This is a genomic window from Butyrivibrio sp. AD3002, assembly GCF_000420905.1.
In the GTDB taxonomy this organism is placed as follows: domain Bacteria; phylum Bacillota; class Clostridia; order Lachnospirales; family Lachnospiraceae; genus Butyrivibrio.
In genome coordinates this window covers 10229-29143 of sequence record NZ_ATVV01000002.1, presented here as the reverse complement: position 1 = coordinate 29143, position 18915 = coordinate 10229, and the positions used below count along the sequence as shown (strand labels likewise).

Genomic DNA, 18915 nt, shown 5'->3' with positions numbered 1-18915 from the left:
ATATTACGGAAAAAGTAAAAAATGAAAAATATAATAAAAAATCTTATGATGAATAGTCTCTTCTCTTGCGATCAGCGGCTTCTATAAGCATTCTCAGCTCATCCTCGTCTCTGGGGGTTCCGTGTGAATATCCGCTTGTATAGTGAATAGGTTTATCTATTTCGGGGATACTGAGTGTGGCCATACTGCGCTCCCAGATAGACAGGCGCTGAAGCGCATCACTAAGTTCCATGTCCTGAAGTATTATAAGGAATGAGTCAGAGCCATATCTGTAGGAATGACTGTCCGTGAGGTGAGTTTTAATATATTTGCCCACCTGATTGAGGATTGCATTACCTGCATCAAGGCCGTATTCTTCGTTTACCTTGGAAAATTCGTCAAGATCAAGCATAACAACAATTATATGGTGGTTCTGGTATGAATCGAAATCATCACGTAGAGCATAGCGGTTTTTCATATCAGTGACATTATCATGTACCGGAACATTCTGGAGCATGTCGTTCATGGTTTCAATGCGGTGAATACGCTCAAGCTCTGTTGCCTGCATACGGTATTTGTTGAAGGCACCGATGACTGTAAGTATTGCAAGCAGAGAGTAGTTAAAAAGATTGATCCTTATGGCGCCGTCATAGGCATACAGTATCAGGTAAAAAACAATATAAGAGCCAAAAATCAAAATGAAACTGGTTATCGGCGGCAGCAAAAAGAAATTTACCAGACAGAATACTATAGCAAAAAATACAAACATTTGGTTTCCGTTGGTGTAATGATAGAAGGATGTCGCGATACCAAAGATGATGATAAGGATATAGTAGATTATGCTGATATGTCTGTAAGTGCTGAATGGATGTTTTGAATCCTTAAGTCCGTAATTTGAAACAAGGAAAGTTATGGCACTGACACCTATAGAATAAAGTGCATTTGGAATAACACCCGGCTCGGAAAGAACATCTCTGAAAAATATAAAATAGGAAATTAAAGCCAGTAATTCCATGATTGTAAAAGCAAAGGAAATATCTCTTGCTGACTTTAAATTGATTCGGTAAAGACCTTCCTTTATGGAAGGGTGAATATATGGATTGATATAATTCAGTACATTTTTTTTTATCTCGGAAAAAGTTGCCATTAGTTCCTACCTTCGATAATATAATGATAAAGGCGGTATGTGCTTGAACGCCCCTCGCTGAAAACACAAAAATACATAAGCCAAAGCAAATTATATCACAAATATGCATAATTCTGAATAAAAATGAGCTGAAACAACGGCTTACAGAGGAGAAATTGTAATGTTATATGATACTTTTTTAGGTTTTTTCACACCACATCAGGCAGCAGCCATAGGTATGGTGGTCTCATTTATTCTGACGTTTGTCACGCTGAATATGAGGTTCTCATTTCTTCCGCAGGATCAGGGGCGCGCTTTTGCCATAAACGGTGCTTTGTCTAAAGGCAAGCTGCGCGGAGTGGGAATTGTTTTTGCTATAGATTTTATACTTGTTTCTGTTCTTTTTTTGCCACTCTCTGTTGAGATGTTGATCTATCTGGGACTGCTTTTTCTTATAATGCTTAGCGGTTATCTTGATGATGCGGCAGAAAAGCCATGGAATGAATATAAAAAAGGACTTATTGATTTTGTGCTGTCAGTAGCGACTATGGTTACCTTCCTGTCGCAAAACGGCACCACAATAAAGTTCCTTGCATTTGAACTGAGCATACCCTACCCTGTTTATTTTGTGCTGGGAGTAGCGCTGATTTGGGTGGCAATTAACGTTACAAATTGTTCTGACGGCGTGGATGGTCTTTGTGCATCACTTGTTATTGTAACAATAATGTCGTTTGTTATTTTATTTTCCGAAAAACTGGGAAGTGTTGGAACCGCAGGACAACTGCTGGTGGCTGTGCTTCTTGCATACCTTTATTTCAACTGTTCGCCGAGTTCGATGCTGATGGGAGATGCCGGCTCCAGAGCACTGGGATTCTTCATTGCAATTCTGGCAATGAAGTCCGGTCATCCATTTTCATATCTGATGTTATCATTGGTGCTTATAATCGATGGCGGCCTCGGGCTTCTCAAGATAACACTTATCAGATTCTTCAAGCTCAAAGTAATGACCAACCTTCGAACACCGATCCACGATCATGTTCGCAAAAACCTCGGATGGTCCGACACCCAGGTAGTCCTCCGCTTTGTGATTATTCAGGTAGTTCTGTCAATACTTTATGTAGCACTCTAATACCAATATAGTATGTATGGGGCTTTGGATTAAAGGGTTATCAGATATTATAGGTCTTATTTTTTAGGCGATCCTCAAATTCTTCTCGGGTGAGGGGCCTGTCGTAGAAGAACCCCTGGACCAGATCGCAGCCGACGCGTTGCAGAAATTCTATCTGGTCGGGACGCTCGACACCTTCGGTTATAACCTCAATATCGAGCTCCTTTGCCATCTGAATGATATTTTTTAAAACAATCTCATCGCGGCGAGTGAGAACCTCATTATCGATAAAGGACTTGTCTATCTTGATGGTCGATACAGGCAGATCTCTTAGAATTCCCAGAGAAGAGTAGCCTGTTCCGAAATCATCGATCGAGCTGGCAATATTCATGCCGTTCAGCTTCGTCAGGAAATGAGTGATAAGACCTTTTTCCTTTGAAGTCGCAGTTTCGGTAACTTCAATCTGAATATAAGACAAATCTAAATCATATTTATTTATTATCTCAAGAATCTGATCTGCAAGTCTCTCGTCTGTGAGATCGCTCCTGGAGAAATTGACGGAAACAGGGACAGGATCAAGACCTTCGTCCAGCCATTTGCGGATAGTGCGACAAACTTCCTCAATGACGTAGATATCAAGACCGATCGAAAAACTGTTTCTCTCAAGTACGGGAACAAATTCAGCCGGATAGACATATTCACCTTTGCAAAGCCAGCGGGAGAGTGCCTCTGCTCCGATTAGCGTATGTGTCCTGGTGTCTACTTTAGGCTGGTAATATACCTTAAATTCATTATTCAGAAGACCGTCCTCAAAGCGATCTTCAATCTGCTTCTCACGGTAAACCCTGGTGCTCATCTCCTTTGTAACAAAGAGGAAGGGCTCATTCGAAAGAGACCTGGCAACGCTGAGGGCAATAGAACTGCGCCCAAGAATCTGCCCGGGATTTTTTAAAGAATCATCGATATCGTAAACTCCGGCAACTGCGCTTATGGTTACAGGTACCTGTTCACCGTCACGTATTCCGTATACTGTTGTTTTTTGAAGGAGGTTCAGGAAGTCGCCGGTGCGTTCCTTGCGAATAAGCGCAACAAAATTATCTCCGCCGAGGTGACCGACTACTTCGTCTTCTTCACAGAATTCCAAAAGTGCTCTTGCATATCTGCGGACAATATTATCTGTTTCATCAGCGCCGAAGCGTCTGTTTATAAGCCCAAAGCCTTTCAAATTAAAATAATAGGAGTTGTATTTTGTTATCTCACCGGAAATGACTTTTCTTGTGGCAAAAGCCAGAAACCCTCCTGAATTCGGAAGGCCTGTAAGATACTGAGTGAGAGCGCTTTTCTGAACGAGTTCAACCAGTCTGAATCTGCCGATATGTATGAGGAATATTCTGATGGCAGACAAAATAAACTGCCTTTCATCCGGGCTCCAGTTTGTCTCGATTGGAGCATACACACGGGCAGTTATCATTCCGTTTTCAAAAGTGCGCTGGGATTCTTCCAGCCACACAATTTCCGTTTCCTCATCCGAAAGCATTTCGCCTGAGTAAACGGTCAAATGTCTGACTTCACCGGTTGGAGTCTGCCTGGTTTCCGGAATATTCATATCCAGAGTGATTCGGGAAATCTGAAGAGCGGGAGCAATAAGAGAAAAGGCATCACCGCATGCCTCCATGGTATTTTCCGTACCGGAAAGTATTTGAACAAATTTATCCAGAGTTATAGTTTTATCCATGAATATTCACTCATATTGTTATTGTCGCGACTATCCTTATTTTGCTATAAATATTTGATTAAAACAAGTGACTAATTATGTTTTCTCTATATTAGTTTTAATTATCCGTCAAATTAGACAATTTATGTAGAAATATTCGTCAATGTGCTATAACACAAAATGATTAAAACTTGATACAATTATGTAGTATCACAAAATCTCATTTATATTTGATTTTTTGAGTGTCTGTTAATACATCAACTAGAGGTTCATGGGGGGTGCCGATGTCTAAGGGGTGACTAGGCGCGGACCGAAACGGAGTGTAAACAGTTATGGGGATAACTATCAGGCAGTACTCATCGGTCGTGGTGACGATCAGTGAGCGCGAATCTGAAGCAGTCAAAATTGCGGTGTCAAATCTGATCCGCGACTTCAAAAGGGTGTTACAAATTAATACGGAAGTCCATGACCCTGACTCACAGCATATTCTGGTGGGTACTGTTGGCGTATGTGAAGACTTCGAGGAAGAGGATCTTGTCGGTCTTTTCAGCGCACATGGCAGAAGAAGAAAAGAGGCATATGTTATCCGTGATAGGCGAGGAAGGCTGATAATTGCCGGTTCCGACAGAAGGGGAACCATTTTTGGTATATATGAATTTTGCAGATCTGTGCTGGGAGTTTCACCCTGGTACTTTATGGCCGATGTGCCGATTCATCCCAAGACTGAAATTAATCTCCCCGACGATTATCATGTTTCGGATCATCCGAGCATAGAATACCGAGGGATATTTATAAATGACGAAGAAGAGCTTGATCACTGGGCTCAGAGATATCTTGGCGAAACTACTATAGGGATAAGGACCTACGAAAAGATCTTTGAACTGATGCTGCGCCTTAAGATGAATTACCTCTGGCCTGCAATGCATGTAAATGCTTTTAATGCAAATCCCGAAAACGCAAAGCTTGCTGATAAGATGGGAATAGTTATAGGTACTTCCCACTGCGATATGCTTATGCGCAGCAATAACAAGGAGTGGAGGCCCTGGCTTGAGAAGAAGGGTTATAGTGGCATGCCCTACGATTTCACTGCTTCCGAAAAGAGCAGGGATGCAATAATAGAATACTGGCAGGAAGCGGTTGAGCAGAACAAGGATTATGAGGTTACCTATACTCTCGGTATGAGAGGCGTTCATGATACTGAGTTTGAGCCGGTGGCACTTGCTGGACTTAAAGGGGATGAACTTCGAAGTGCCAAGATAGAACTTCTTGAGGATGTAATAGATGCTCAGGAAAAAATTCTGGACAGCACTCTCGAGTATACGCCCATGAAGATCTTTGTGCCTTATAAAGAGGTGCTTGAGCTGTATGATAACGGGCTTAAAATTCCGGACGATTTTACACTTATATGGGTGAACGACAATTACGGACATGTAAGAAGATATCCCAACGAAAATGAAAAGCGTCGCTCTGGTGGTAACGGACTTTATTACCACAATTCGTACTGGGCGCCGCCGGGAGCATCATATCTTTTCCTGTGTTCAATCCCGCTTTCACAGACCAGAAATGAGCTTAAGAAGGCATACGAAGAGGGAATAAGAAAGCTCTGGGTTACAAATTTTGGTGCGATAAAGCCGCTTGAGCAGCAGATGACTTATTATGCCCAGCTTGCATGGGATATAGGAAAAGGGGATACCATCTGTGCGGATGAGGTGGAATTCCTCGCAAAGTGGATTGATGAAACCTTCAGCGGACATCATGGTAAAAAGCTTGCGCCGATGCTGGTTGAGTTTGATCAGCTGACGAACGTGCGTAAAGTAGAACAGATGGATGTGGACGCTTTCTCGCAGACAGCTTATACGGATGAGGCAGTTAGCCGTATTCACCGCTATGAGTATATGTTTAAAACCGGAAACAGAATATATCATTCTCTTCCCGATAACGAAAAGGATGCTTTTTTCCAGTTGATACTGATGAAAATACATGCCGCATATTATACCTATGCAATGTATTATTATGCGGACAGAAGCAATCTGTGTATAAGACAGGGCAAAACCCACAGTGCTTCGGACTATACCACAAGATCACTGGCCTTTGATCATGCGCGAAGGAGCATGCTTTATTACTACAATCACGTAATGTCAGACGGAAAATGGGACGGGGTTATGACTCCGGAGGACTTCCCGCCGCCGAGGACTGCGATGCATCCCGCATGCAAACCGCCGATTAAAAAGTCTGAGGATCATCTGATTGTCACTTGTCAGAATGAAGAGAATTCGCTGACCTTTGTAAAGCCGGTTGAAAAATGGTTTGAAATAGCAAACTCGGGAGAAAACGAGATCGTAGTGACGGTTGATCTCCCCTCATGGCTCAAAGTAACAGACGAGAGTATAGTCGGTTTTGATGGACACGGCGATATCAGAATCAGCGGAGAAGAGAGACTTCTTCTGGAGGTTGACTGGACCACGGTCTCCGACATGATAGAACAGATGACCAAGAAGGGCGAGGTGAAGCCTGACGATGCTGTAGTTTCCATTAAGGATGAAATCCATGTAATGGCTCTGATGACAGGAGAGAATCGTGTTATACCCGTGGAGGCCAAGCTTTTCAGGGGAATAACACTTCTCGGCCAGGGGAATATTGTATTTCCGCCTCACATGGAGGATGACGGAATGCTTAGAATAGAGGCCGATATGGTTCGCGACCTCTCGGGAGCATGGGTCAGAATTCCAAATCTTGGAAGACAGAGAGGATCGCTGGTTGAGGCCAGGACAGAAGGCGCTACCCTTACCTATGAAGTAACTGTCACCAGTGAGGGAGCATTCCTGCTCGAACTTCATAGATTCCCGTCGCTCAATTCCAAAGGAAGAATCAGAATCGGAGTTTCCGTGGATGAAAACCCTGTGGAAGTTATTGAATCCAGAGCTAATGATGAATTTAAGGGAGAGTGGAAAAATAATGTCAGAAATAACGTAGATAAGCTTTATCTGCGTCTTCCGAATATAAAACCCGGATCGCACAGAATTATTTTCCATGCGGTAGACAGATATTTTTCCTTCTCGAGATTTGTTATCTATACAAGAGAAAGACAGGAGAACACGCTTGGTATAAGAGGCGGAGATTTGAGGTTGCCGCTTAGTTTTGATGCCGCGGGTTTCTGCTGGGATTTCTATGGAAAAGAGGCCTACGAGCTTCCGCCAAGACCGGTCTATTATGCTTTCAGAAAGCAGAAGGGCAACTGCCTTGAAATGGGTGAGCATATGGAATTCCTCTCCCATTACGGAGCTCCTGTTGCCGCAGGTGAGATAGTGGCTACGGGTGAACACACAGCAGTTGAAAAGGACGGAAGAATATTCATTGAAGCAGCTGCAGCCCTGGCACAGTCTAAGGCCGCTTACACTGAGGGCGGATGGGATTATTGTAATGCTCCTTCGCACGGAGAGAGCGGACTTGCCATGTATATCAGGGATGAAAAAGCACTTGAAGGCTATCATGGCACAAGCTGGGGAGGAACGAGCGCAATTAAAAAGGCGCCATCTCTTCATTACAATATTGAAACCAGAGGCGGTACCTATAGGATATGGGGAAAGTTTCTCATGTGGGATGAGGAAAAGTCACATTTCACGATAGGCGTGGATGATAAGATTTATTCCGAGAGAGACTTATACAGCGGACAGTCCATCTGGCGTTTTTCTGCAGAGAATATCTGGAGATGGGTTCCTTTAATGGATGTAAAACTGCGAGGCGGAAGGCATACGCTTAGATACTTTGCGCTTTCGGCAGGAATAAGAGTGGAGCAGTTCTATCTGACTGCTACTGATGAGCTCCCGCCCGCTATAGTGTAGTTATATTATGCTAAGAAGAGCTAGTGTGCTTCCCTGACCCCAGGGGAAATGATCGTAGATCTGCCTGTGAACAGCGATGTCCTCACAGCCGCTAAGAGCATGTAATACAGAGCCGTTATCGGTTTTTGCAAGGAGAAAAGCTCCTGCGCCGGAAACGGCTTTTTTTACGTCCTCAGCAAGATCCTTGGCGTGAGCGTGAAAAGCGCCGCTCCTCATCCAGACTGCCATGGAATAAGCTATCATGGCTGTAGCGGAGGTATCGGGTTCGCCCTCTGTTGCGGGAAGAAGCCAGGAAAATCCTCCGTCGGGTCTCTGGTAGGAGATGACAGTTTTCATGAGGGTATAATATTGTGACATGATCTTGTCGGCAGTGTTCTTTAAGAGGGATTCTCCCGAGGTATCGTTTCCTTCGCTGTATTCGCGTTCAAGACCGGCAAGCAGCTCGGAATATCCCATCATAAGCCAGCCTACAGCTCTGCCCCACCCGATGATTCCATGCTTCATATCCTTTTCCAGAGAGAATGCGTGATAGGGAAGACCGGATCTTGCATCAAGTCCTTTTTCGTGAAAATTCAGGAGTTGTTTTGCTGCCAGAGCCATGGCATTTTTTTTATGAAAAACTGAGGCATAGCGGGAGAGATACATTGCACTCTGCCCTGCACCGTCCGCATATATAAGGTCATTTCCTTTTGAGGGATTGTAGATAATGCTTTCTTCGCTGTTTTTGGGGCACTGAGCCAGATAATTGGCTATTTTCACAGCCCCGTGATGGTAACGCCTTTCGCCGGTATTTTCATAGATGCTGATAAGAGCAAGACCGGCGAGAGAGTCGTCAACAAAGGATACTTCTTCACCGTCTTTTATCCATTTATCCAGGTAGGAGCCTATGCATTGAGTAATTTCATCTCTGGATGCCTTGTCAATAAGAGATGAAGCATTCCCGGACGGAGAAAAAGCAGCCTCGGACAAGCCGAGCAGCAAAAGCCCTGCGGGCCAGAACATGGGATCTCTGTTGGTAGTGGCTCTTTTTAGTGCCTTTTTTGCGGCATCTTTTAAAGCGTCCTTTGCCGAGTAATTATTTATATTTTTCAAATCATTTTCGGTTACTTTGATTATCTGTTCAAATGTTTCCTTGTTCATGCCTTCCCCAGCTTTCTCAATACTATGCCTTTTAGATATTCATATTCCTCGGTCTTGTGATAGATGATCCAAAATACACCATTAAATACTACGGTAACAATGATTATCATAAGAGCAAAAGACAGGATGGTTATGTTTTTAAGAACAATTGTGCTCAAAAGATAAAGGACCGCAATAATCGAGACTTCTGTCAGAATATACTTCAGACTGTCCATAAAGTAGGACAGTGAACTTTTATCAAAGCATACGCGGTAAATTATAATAGGTTTCGTAATATTGGCTATAAGTCCCGATACGACTGTTCCGACATAAATACCCGTAAGACCGATCTTTTGAACAAGCACTATGGATATTACAAGATTTACAAAGCCCTGAATCAGAGCAAGGTACTTGTCCTGCTCGAAAACACCGGCAGCTGTTTTATAATTTGAAAGAACAATTCTGTCGCCCTTGAAATAGTAGTCTGTCAAAAGAAAATAAACGGCAATGGAGCTGAGCATCCATTCCGGCCCCTTGTTCCTTACGATCCACAGATATATAAGGGGCTGAATCATTATAAAAAAGCCGCAGGCTGAAAAACCGTAAACCCAGGATGCAAAGAAGCGATAAACCTTAAAGGTTTTGTATTGTTTCTCCATTGATTCAGTGGCGATCAGGTTGCCGAATCCGGAAATAACAGAGTTGAAAATGATATTTACGAAATTGGAGATGGTACTTATTACCATTGTGTAATTGTCGACATAACCTGCCACTTTGACTTCAATGAAAGAAGAAATTATCAGAGTATCAGTCTGAAGTCTTGCTACATCGCCCACCTTGTGCATAACGAGAGCTTTGGTCTTTTTCCATACTTCATCGTGTTCATCCCTGGAGAGGGGAGTTACGTCCTTATCTGCAAGATATGGATAGAGTTTATTCAAATAGCTGTTGACGAATATCTTCTGGATAAGCTGAACAGCAGCATCGGTTAGCAGGTACAGGTAGAAATTCGGAATAACAAGGAGGACAATTATCTGGAAAAATACGGTAATTATCTTCGTTATAGTAATAATATTGGTCTGTATGTAGTTTTTCTGCTCGGCATTAACAAGGCTGTACTTATAGGATACAAAGTAAGTGCTTACCGTATTAAACAGAAAGATGAGATAATATAATGTAAGGTCGCGGGGCGTGATATCTCCGGGATTTTTGGTGAGATACTTAAGAAAAGGTGTGAGCGAAAGACCAATCACAGCCACTACAATGGCTATAGTGTGATATGCCTTGCGGTACATTTGCATGTAGGACTTTACCTTCTCTATGTCCTTTTTGGCAACGGGAGCATACAGGCTGAAATTAAGAGCGGTCCCTATGCCGAGCTCAGCCATTGACAAAAGTGATAGGATATTGCTATAGAGTGCATTGACACCAAGAAGAGTCTCGGCCAGTCGATGAATGAAAATGGTACGCAGAATGAAGGACATTAGCGCTGTTGCCAGCTGTCCTACGTATCCGAATGTTATGTTTTTGGCAGCAAGCTTTGTTCTGCCCATAAATTGACCTCCGGGACTTTTTTCACTATCATGTTATTATATCATTTTAAGGAGAGTTTTTAGTAATGAAAGAAAAAAATGTTAAGTTAGATGGCAAAACAGTTCTTATCACAGGTGCTGCCGGATTTATCGGCTCTCATCTTGCCGCAAGACTACTTGATGAATTTAAAGATATAAAGGTTGTCGGATACGACAATGTTAATGATTACTACGATGTTCGTCTTAAGGAAGAGAGACTTGAGAAGCTTTCAAAATATGAAGACTTCATTTTTGTAAAGGGCGATATTGCTGACAAAGCAGCTGTGGATGAGGTATTTGCAAAGTATAAGCCTGCAGTTGTTGTAAACCTTGCTGCTCAGGCCGGAGTCAGATATTCAATCGAGAATCCCGGTGCTTATATCGAAGCAAATGTTATCGGCTTCTACAACATTCTTGAAGCATGCAGACATTCCGATCCCAAGGTTGAGCATCTTGTTTATGCATCAAGCTCAAGCGTATACGGCGGAAACACAAAGCTTCCGTTCAGCACCAAGGATCAGGTGGATCATCCGCTGTCACTATACGCCGCTACCAAGAAATCCAATGAGCTCTTTGCATATTCTTACAGTAATCTCTATGACATGGCTACTACAGGCCTTCGTTTCTTTACTGTATACGGTCCCATGGGAAGACCTGATATGGCACTTTTCCTCTTTGCGGATAAGCTCCTCAGAGGCGATACAATTCAGATCTTCAACTATGGTAACTGCAGACGTGACTTCACCTATGTCGATGATATCGTAACAGGCGTTGTGAATGTAATGCAGCACAAACCCGATGAGGATGAAAAGGGCAACCGCTACAAAGTATACAATATTGGTAACCACAATCCCGAAAACCTCATGGACTTCGTGGATCTTCTTCAGAAAGAGCTTGTTGCTCACGGAGTTCTTCCGGAGGATTTCGATTTCGAGGCACACAGAGAACTTCTTCCCATGCAGCCCGGAGACGTTGAGGCAACTTTTGCTGATGTAGACGACCTTATGGAAGATTTCGACTTCAAACCTGACACACCCCTTAAGGACGGCATCCACCGTTTTGTTGACTGGTATGCAGGATACGTAAAAAGAAGAGACAACTAAATGGATAATATAATGCAAAGCCGTATGGATCGCGGCTTCTTAAGACATCAGGATGAATATGAGGCAAAGGCTCTGGAGGTTCTTCGCTCGGGCTGGTATATTCTCGGCAAGGAAGTGGAGAGCTTTGAGGAGGAATTTGCTTCCTATGTCGGGACAAAGTACAGCGTGGGCCTTGCCAGTGGCCTTGATGCACTTTGGCTGGCGTTTAAGGTGCTGGGAATCGGCGAGGGCGACGAAGTTATTGTTCAGGGGAATACATACATAGCAAGCGTTATGGGAATAACCATTAATAACGCAACACCCGTTTTTGTTGAACCTGATGAGTATTATCAGATAGATGTCTCTAAGATCGAAGAGAAGATAACTGACAAAACCAAGGCTATTCTTGTGGTTCATCTCTACGGACAGGCTGCGAGAATGGACAAGATTACCGCTCTTTGCAAAAAGTACAATTTGAGACTTGTAGAGGACTGCGCGCAGTCCCACGGAGCTCTTTTTGATGGTAAGATGACGGGAAGCTTCGGAGATATCGGATGCTTTTCATTTTACCCGTCCAAAAACATGGGTGCCTTCGGAGATGCCGGGGCTATCACTACAAATGATCCGGAACTTGCAAGACTCATGAAAATCTACCGCAATTACGGCAGTGAGAAGCGTTACCACAATATGGTGGTTGGTGCCAATTCAAGACTGGATGAAATGCAGGCGGGACTCTTAAGGGTCAGACTCAAGTATATAGAAGAGATAAATAACGAACGCTATCAAATCTCTCGGAAATATGCGGAGGGTATTACCAATCCCCTTGTTATTAAGCCTCAGGTGGCAGACGGAGCCACCAGCGTATGGCATCAGTATGTGATCAGAGTTAAGGATCGCAGGGATGAATTCATGGAATATCTGAAGGATAATAACATAACAACCATTATTCATTATCCCATTCCGCCGCATCTTTCGGAAGCATATTCATACCTGGGAATAAGGGAAGGTGCTCTTCCCATAACGGAAAGCTATGCCAATGAAGTTCTTTCGCTTCCCATTTATGCCGGGATGACTGATGAAGAACAGACCTATGTAATAGACTGCATAAATTCCTTTGAGTAAACCGGAGCCGATACATGAAAAAGAATATAAAGGTAAAAAGCCTTAGAATTATTCTGTTTTTGATAAATGTTATAGCCGTTCTCCCCATACTTTTTGTTTCGCTTTATAATGTGCCTTCTGCAGACGATTTCAGTATGGCCTATGAAGTCCATGAAGCCTTTGTCTCCGGCGGCATTTTTGCGGCGGTATTTGAAGCTGTATATATGGGAGTATGGTATTACCTGAATTGGACCGGAGTGTATTTCAGTGATGCGCTCACGGCTCTGGCACCTCATGTATTCGGAGAGAAGCTTTATTTTCTCGGAACATGGATTGTTCTTTTGATGTTTACCGTAGGGCTTTGCTATTTCCTTCGGCAGCTTTTGCACAATGTTCTCAGAGTGGAAAAGCACCTCACCGGATGCATAACCGGTGTTATCTATTTTATTCTGATACAGTGTATGCCTGCCGGAATGAGCAGAGTGGAGAGCCTTTTCTGGTACAGTGGTGCGATAAACTATCTTTTTATGTTTGGTCTTGGGCTTTTGTGGCTGGGATTTCTTATGAAAATCGCAAATGCCGAGTATTATAAGAGCTACAAGATTGTCCTTTTATCTATCCTTGGTTTTTTGCTTGGCGGAGCCAACTATATGACTTCACTGAGCCTCGGAATAATATCAGTATGTATTTTAATAATATCAGTGGTATCGATGTGTTCTGGAAAGGCTTCGCTGGAGAAGCAGATTGAATACAGGAAAAAGCTTGTGGTACGTATTGCGGAGCGATTTTCCGGATTCAGAAGAGTTGTTTCTCCTGCTATATGCATGCTAATAGGGCTGATCCTGGCAATGATAGCACCGGGAAATGCTAAGAGATCTTCTGCAGCTGCGTATAATCCCATAAAAGCAATTCTTATGGCAATCTACTACACATTTGATGCGATGCTTGGGAAATGGCTTACCTGGCCGGTAATTGTACTTCTGGCGCTCCTTATTCCACTTCTGTGGAAGGCCACCGGAAGAATCAAGCGGTTTTACGGATTTGATCATCCGGTTCTTTTTGCTGCATTCTGTTTTTTGCTGACTGCAGCGGAGATAACGCCTCCAATTTACGCAACAGGAAGTATAGAGGCCGGAAGAATTCAGGCGCTTTTCTATATGCAGGGGATGCTTCTGCTGATATTGATCATCGGATATATCTGTGGATGGATTAGATATGTGATTAAACCTGCAAAACTCCTTGATGACGATGCCTTATCAAAGAGAAAACCCGGAGACCTTCTTCAGGATGCCTTTCTTGGAGAACACGCTTCAAAGGTTATAGTTTTTGTCGGTGCGGGATTTATCGCGGCATCTGCTATTGCGTTAAAGCCTGAGATAAACCTATATACCGGGACGGCTGCAGTCAGAGACATCGCATCGCATGATGCGGCGACCTACAAGGCTGAGTTTAACGATAGGCTCACGGTTTTAAAAGATGGAAAAATTAAGGACGCAGAGATTTCACCTTACTCGGTTCATCCCACGCTCCTTTTCTTTTCGGACATAACGGAAGACGAAAAAGACTGGCTTAACAAAGCTGTCGCTGAATATTATCATAAAAACAAAGTTACATTGAAACAATGATTTTCAATGCACTGGGAGGTTTTCTTGAGTACAAACGCAAGAGATAATGGCAATAAAAAGGAAATAAAGGCCGGGGTGACGGGATTTGACAGGTGGCTTATTGCTTTTGTTAACGATAATCTCGATAAGCTTGCACTCTGCGTTTTATTGCTTCTGGCAGTTTTGATAAGAGTAAAAATGATACCGGAAACAACACTCTCTCCGGATTACGAGAGCTACTACCTTCCCTGGGTTCAGGCATACAGAGAGTATGGCTTTTTTGGCGGACTGTCCAAGGATATAGGTGATTACTATGTGCCTTATAACGTCATGTATGCAATCTGCTCGCTTTTTCCCTGTGAGCCCTATATTCCACTGGCTGTTTTCTCAATGATCGCAGAGTTTGTAAGTGCCTTTTTTGTACGGAAAATTCTTATCCTTATCCTGGCGGAGAGGGGAATTACAGAAGATAAGGCTTCCTTACAGGCTTCCTTTGGCGCGGTGCTTACGCTGTTTTTGCCCTTTGTTGTCTGGAACGGGGCTCTGTGGAAGCAGTGCGATGCCATCTACGTAGTATTCCTTGTTATATCGCTGTATTATCTTTTGAAGGATAATTACAGGACAGCTTTTATTTTTCTTGCGCTTTCCTTTGGATTTAAACTTCAGGCAATCTTCTTTGTGCCGCTTTTTATGGTGCTCTATTTTTCAAAGAAAAAATACAGTATTCTGGAGTTCTTCTGGATACCTGTTATGTATTTGATATTGGGACTTCCCTGCGTTCTCTGCAGGAGAGGGCTTAAAGCAACTTATCTTGCCTACCTTTCTCAGACTCAGGAGGTTTCGACTGAAGGATACGGTATGGTGTCCTATTATCCCAATTTCTATAACTTCGGACTTGATAATTTCGATGAGATATTAACGCTCCCCGCTGTTATTATGGCTGTAGTGGTTCTTGGAGTTATGGCTGTTTACGTACTAAAACATGCGGAATTTCTTGGAAAGAAGCAAAATGTTCTATATTTCGGTGTTTTCATGGCATGGACCTGCTGTATGTTCCTGCCGGGAATGCACGAAAGATACGATTATGCCGTTGTACTTCTGATGACTGCGATTTGTCTTACATTGGAGAGACAAAAGCTGTGGGCTGCCGCACTGATGAATCTCAATTCCACGCTTGTATATATTATGGTTTTGTTCAAGCAGGAAACATTACCGATTACAGTAATATCTGCAGTTCAGATCGTTGTTTATGCCATAGTGGCATTTGACCTTATAAAGAGAATTGGAGGTCATCGTGCATAAGGCTTTAAGAAAACTTGCAATGGTATTTTTTGTGCCGTTTACTGCGCTTTGTCTGCTAATTCTTGCAGCGAGCTTCGTTACCACTATATATTACGACACTGATCAGGGAGCGGATCTTCCGAGATTCGGCGCGCAGAATTATCTGATTCTGATAGTAGGCGCTGCTTTGTTTCTTTTGGCAGCTTATTTCCTTACCAAAACGCATAAAAAAGTTCTTTTTTCGATCGTTCTTATCGCAGAAGCACTTTTGTGCCTTGTGATCATTTTTACTTCGGATGCGGTGGCGGTAACGGACGGCCTTACGCTGGATAAAATAATAAACGCATTCAATGCCGGGGATTACAGCAGCCTTGAGAAGGGCGGCTACATGTTTGTGTATCCGTTTCAGATTGGTTACGTGGCAATCGGGCAGATATTAGCTGACGTCTTCGGACCAAGTAATTATCTTGTGTTTCAGATAATCAATCTGGCGGCGATACTAGTGAGCGTTATTTTTTTACACAAAATAACCCGTGAACTTTTCGAAGATGATGGAATCTGCGAGGTGCTTGATCTTTTATCGCTTCTGATGTTTTTCCTGTATTCTTATGTCACTTATGTATACAACGACATCTGGTCAGTAGCACCCGGAATTCTGGCATTGTACTTTGAGATATGTTATCTGAAAAAGCATGAGATAAAGGATGAACTGTTTGCGGCATTGTTTCTGGGGCTTGGGTGCCTTTTAAAAACAAATCTTTATATAGCGCTTATTGCGATGGCTATTCTCCTTGTGGCAGATCTGCTTCAGGGTGCTCTGACTAAGGCTGATAAGTTCAGGGGAAGATGCGTCATGAGCGCTGCTTTTATCATTCTTCTTGTGGTCATGGCTCTTTGTCCGCTGAAGCTTATAGGAAATGTATATGCGAAAAAGGCCGGACTTTCTGAATATCCTGATGGCGTTCCCAGTTCAACCTATTTTGCCATGGCGATGCAGGAGGGAGAAGGAGAGTGGGGATGGTATAACGGATTTAACTGGAATACCTACGCTGAAGCTGACTATGACCCCGAACTCACCGGAGAAAAGGCTAAGGCAGCAATAGATGAAAGACTCTCCGAATTCAGGGAAAGACCTCTGCATGCAGTTAAATTCTATGTTAGAAAGCTCCTTACCCAGTGGGCGGATCCCACACATATTTCTCTTAGAAATTATGAGCTGTCCATGAGACATTCAGAGTCGAAGTCAGCGTTTGCCCATTCTCTTGTTTATGGCACCTGGTCTAAGATTTTTCAGGCAGTAATGGATGTAGCTCATTTTCTGGTATATTTCGGTGTATGCATCTATTGCTTTATTACCATAAGAAAAAAGAGCCTTGATTTACCTCAGGCTCTTCTGATACTGTTTGTTTTCGGTGGGATGCTGTTCCATGAGATATGGGAGGGATCATCCAGATATATTATCAGGTATTATCTAACGCTTCTTCCTTTCGGAGCGTATGGGATAAAAAATACGATATCCTTTATTTCAGGTTTGACGAAGCGGAGATAACACAGAAGTTACCAAAAGCCTTAATACCCATGCTTTCCGCATCATATCCGGGGATTTCTTCAAGAGTCGGCAGCTGAGTTTTATGAAGAATAAAAACACTGCCCTCCGCAAGATATAATGCAAGGTTGTCATTCATATCATCAGGGAGACCGAATCTGAAATGGGTGAAGGAATCGGCAATTCTGAATTCAGCAAGAGGATCTTTATAGTGCACCGTCTGAAGGAAATCTTCCGGCGGTGTTTTTGTGTAATAAAGGGCAATCATGAAAGGCGCCGAAACATGCTCATAGGTTGAGAAAATCGTGCCCTCCTTTGAAATAATATCCTCTGCATATGCGCAGGCTTCTCCGTAGCCGGGCATAAAAGCTTCCGCACTAAGGTTGTTATAATCTGTGAAATAAACCTGTGCAAACAAAAATGCGCCGATGAAGAAAAGAGCCGGAGGCAGGGCTTTTGCGGCTACTGCCAGAGCCTTGATATGTTTTTTGTAGGAGCTTTTCTGTACAGTGACAAATTCATCCACAACAAATACAAACCCGCGAGCCAGGTAAAAAACAAGCGGGATAAAGATTAGCACCATCCGGGTTATATCTTCTTCCACGAAAAGACCGAAGATAAATGAGGGATAAAAAAGGCTGTTCATTATCAGGTCCATAAAAGAACCGCCCTTGGCACGAATAAAGCTGATAACTATTCCGAGAATTGTCATTGGAAAAGTAAAAGCCAGAAACGGAGGAAATCCGGGTATATAGCTTAGTATTTGCTCGGAAGAATTACCGAGAGTCATATTTTTTATCATGGTGATGAAATTAACGAAAATAGCAGGAAACAAACCGGCTCCGGAAGCAAATATCGACCTTTTCGCAGTAAACTTTGTGATTGAAAAAATCGGAGTAATGATTTCCGGAAGATTAAGGAAATTAACTGCGTAAAATACAAGGAGAGGCAGGGATACCAGGAGGAAAATACCAACACCTAGTTTTACCTGAGACATCGTCATTCTTCCTGATTTTACACAGATAATGCACATGATGATAAGGTGAAGGGGGATGACAAAGGTTGCAGCCCCGTAGCTGTACAGACAAAGAGAATAAACGACTGCGGAAAGAGCATAAAATATGGTTCCGCGTTCTTTTTTTGCCCCTCCGAGTGTAAATAGCAGGAGCGCAGAAACGACAAAGAAAGGCGTGGTATTACAGTCAAGGCTCCATCTTGAGAGCATTACATGCCATGGAACGAGTGCCATTATGGCAACACTTACGAGAGGAAGCCACAAATATTCCCCTGTTACACGCTGGAACGGTATGGCGCTTTTTTCACTTAAAAGGGTTTCCCTGCTGAGAATTCTGATAAGAAAAAAGAGAACCACAAGCGTTGCTATTCCCAGGATAGCCGGAAGAATTCGAAGAGAAAGAGCACTGCTGCCCAAAAGCTTAGTGGTAATAACATTTAAGTAGATCATAAGGGGGCTGCCGCCGCCTGAGCCATAGGTTATGGGATAAATGGGAAACGGGTTGCCGTCGCGGTCAAGTCCGAAGGCAGAGAGAATGTAGGCCTCATATCCGATGGAAGCCTCGTCCTGATGGAGTCCTGCTGGAATGCCTGCAAGCCGGTAAAGTCTTAAAGCGGCACCTATCAAAATGATAGCTGTGGGCAAAAGGACAGTGTATACTTTATTGAAAATAACATCTGATACATAAACCTGATAGGCAGAGTTCTTATTGTTTTTGGTGTGAAGAAAAAGAGCAAAAACAATCATCCCCAGATAGATAATAAGTGATACCGTATTAGCTGTCCCCATAAACTTCTCCCAAGAAAGAATTAGAAAAAATCCCCCAA

12 protein-coding genes are annotated in these 18915 nt (G+C 43.1%); 7 read left to right on the top strand and 5 right to left on the bottom strand.

Going from position 1 to position 18915, the window contains the following annotated elements; genetic code table 11:
* Positions 1–43 precede the first annotated feature (43 nt).
* On the bottom strand, positions 44–1126 hold the full coding sequence (locus G596_RS0102575) for a GGDEF domain-containing protein (protein WP_022760270.1): 1083 nt from the start codon (positions 1124–1126) through the stop codon (positions 44–46).
* Positions 1127–1286: 160 nt separating this feature from the next.
* Between G596_RS0102575 and G596_RS0102570 the strand changes: the two genes are divergently transcribed.
* Entirely contained in the window at positions 1287–2234 is a 948-nt protein-coding gene (locus tag G596_RS0102570; RefSeq protein ID WP_022760269.1) for a phospho-N-acetylmuramoyl-pentapeptide-transferase, read from the top strand.
* Between the two features lie 40 nt (positions 2235–2274).
* On the opposite strand, the gene G596_RS0102565 is transcribed toward G596_RS0102570, so the two are convergent.
* Positions 2275–3948 (bottom strand): putative bifunctional diguanylate cyclase/phosphodiesterase, encoded by a 1674-nt coding sequence (locus tag G596_RS0102565; RefSeq protein ID WP_022760268.1) that lies wholly within the window; start codon positions 3946–3948, stop codon positions 2275–2277.
* Positions 3949–4259: 311 nt separating this feature from the next.
* On the opposite strand from G596_RS0102565, the gene G596_RS20610 reads away from it, so the two are divergent.
* Entirely contained in the window at positions 4260–7769 is a 3510-nt protein-coding gene (locus tag G596_RS20610) for a glycosyl hydrolase 115 family protein (RefSeq protein ID WP_022760267.1), read from the top strand.
* Here the strand turns inward: G596_RS20610 and G596_RS0102555 are convergent, their stop codons facing one another.
* On the bottom strand, positions 7770–8909 hold the full coding sequence (locus tag G596_RS0102555; protein ID WP_022760266.1) for a glycoside hydrolase family 88 protein: 1140 nt from the start codon (positions 8907–8909) through the stop codon (positions 7770–7772).
* Entirely contained in the window at positions 8906–10441 is a 1536-nt protein-coding gene (locus tag G596_RS0102550) for a lipopolysaccharide biosynthesis protein (protein ID WP_022760265.1), read from the bottom strand. Before G596_RS0102550 ends, G596_RS0102555 begins: the two co-directional genes overlap by 4 nt.
* 65 nt (positions 10442–10506) lie before the next feature.
* Between G596_RS0102550 and G596_RS0102545 the strand changes: the two genes are divergently transcribed.
* The 5 genes from G596_RS0102545 to G596_RS0102525 are packed head-to-tail and all read left to right on the top strand — an operon-like array spanning position 10507 to position 17076.
* Complete coding sequence (locus G596_RS0102545) at positions 10507–11562, top strand: NAD-dependent epimerase/dehydratase family protein (RefSeq protein WP_022760264.1); 1056 nt, start codon at positions 10507–10509, stop codon at positions 11560–11562.
* Positions 11563–12663 carry a DegT/DnrJ/EryC1/StrS family aminotransferase gene (locus G596_RS0102540; RefSeq protein WP_022760263.1) on the top strand — a complete coding sequence of 367 codons (1101 nt, stop codon included), beginning with the start codon at positions 11563–11565 and terminating at the stop codon, positions 12661–12663.
* Positions 12664–12677: 14 nt separating this feature from the next.
* A complete protein-coding gene (locus G596_RS0102535; protein WP_022760262.1) occupies positions 12678–14267 on the top strand; it encodes a DUF6056 family protein in 1590 nt (529 codons plus the stop codon).
* A gap of 24 nt (positions 14268–14291) precedes the next feature.
* Positions 14292–15548 carry a hypothetical protein gene (locus tag G596_RS0102530; protein ID WP_022760261.1) on the top strand — a complete coding sequence of 419 codons (1257 nt, stop codon included), beginning with the start codon at positions 14292–14294 and terminating at the stop codon, positions 15546–15548.
* Positions 15541–17076, top strand: coding sequence for a glycosyltransferase family 39 protein (locus G596_RS0102525; protein ID WP_022760260.1), 1536 nt, complete (start codon positions 15541–15543; stop codon positions 17074–17076). The genes G596_RS0102530 and G596_RS0102525 overlap by 8 nt, the downstream gene beginning before the upstream one ends.
* Here G596_RS0102525 and G596_RS0102520 read toward each other — a convergent pair.
* Entirely contained in the window at positions 17048–18877 is a 1830-nt protein-coding gene (locus tag G596_RS0102520) for an ArnT family glycosyltransferase (protein ID WP_022760259.1), read from the bottom strand. The two genes, G596_RS0102525 and G596_RS0102520, sit on opposite strands and share 29 nt — an antisense overlap.
* Positions 18878–18915: the final 38 nt, after the last annotated feature.

What these genes read in the sequence shown, in the direction of transcription:
- G596_RS0102520 (WP_022760259.1), bottom strand. Translation starts at nt 18,877, where the DNA reads ATGGGGACAGCTAATACGGTATCACTTATTATCTATCTGGGGATGATT.
- G596_RS0102570 (WP_022760269.1), top strand. Translation starts at nt 1,287, where the DNA reads ATGTTATATGATACTTTTTTAGGTTTTTTCACACCACATCAGGCAGCA.
- G596_RS0102575 (WP_022760270.1), bottom strand. Translation starts at nt 1,126, where the DNA reads ATGGCAACTTTTTCCGAGATAAAAAAAAATGTACTGAATTATATCAAT.
- G596_RS20610 (WP_022760267.1), top strand. Translation starts at nt 4,260, where the DNA reads ATGGGGATAACTATCAGGCAGTACTCATCGGTCGTGGTGACGATCAGT.
- G596_RS0102555 (WP_022760266.1), bottom strand. Translation starts at nt 8,909, where the DNA reads ATGAACAAGGAAACATTTGAACAGATAATCAAAGTAACCGAAAATGAT.
- G596_RS0102535 (WP_022760262.1), top strand. Translation starts at nt 12,678, where the DNA reads ATGAAAAAGAATATAAAGGTAAAAAGCCTTAGAATTATTCTGTTTTTG.
- G596_RS0102540 (WP_022760263.1), top strand. Translation starts at nt 11,563, where the DNA reads ATGGATAATATAATGCAAAGCCGTATGGATCGCGGCTTCTTAAGACAT.
- G596_RS0102545 (WP_022760264.1), top strand. Translation starts at nt 10,507, where the DNA reads ATGAAAGAAAAAAATGTTAAGTTAGATGGCAAAACAGTTCTTATCACA.
- G596_RS0102565 (WP_022760268.1), bottom strand. Translation starts at nt 3,948, where the DNA reads ATGGATAAAACTATAACTCTGGATAAATTTGTTCAAATACTTTCCGGT.
- G596_RS0102550 (WP_022760265.1), bottom strand. Translation starts at nt 10,441, where the DNA reads ATGGGCAGAACAAAGCTTGCTGCCAAAAACATAACATTCGGATACGTA.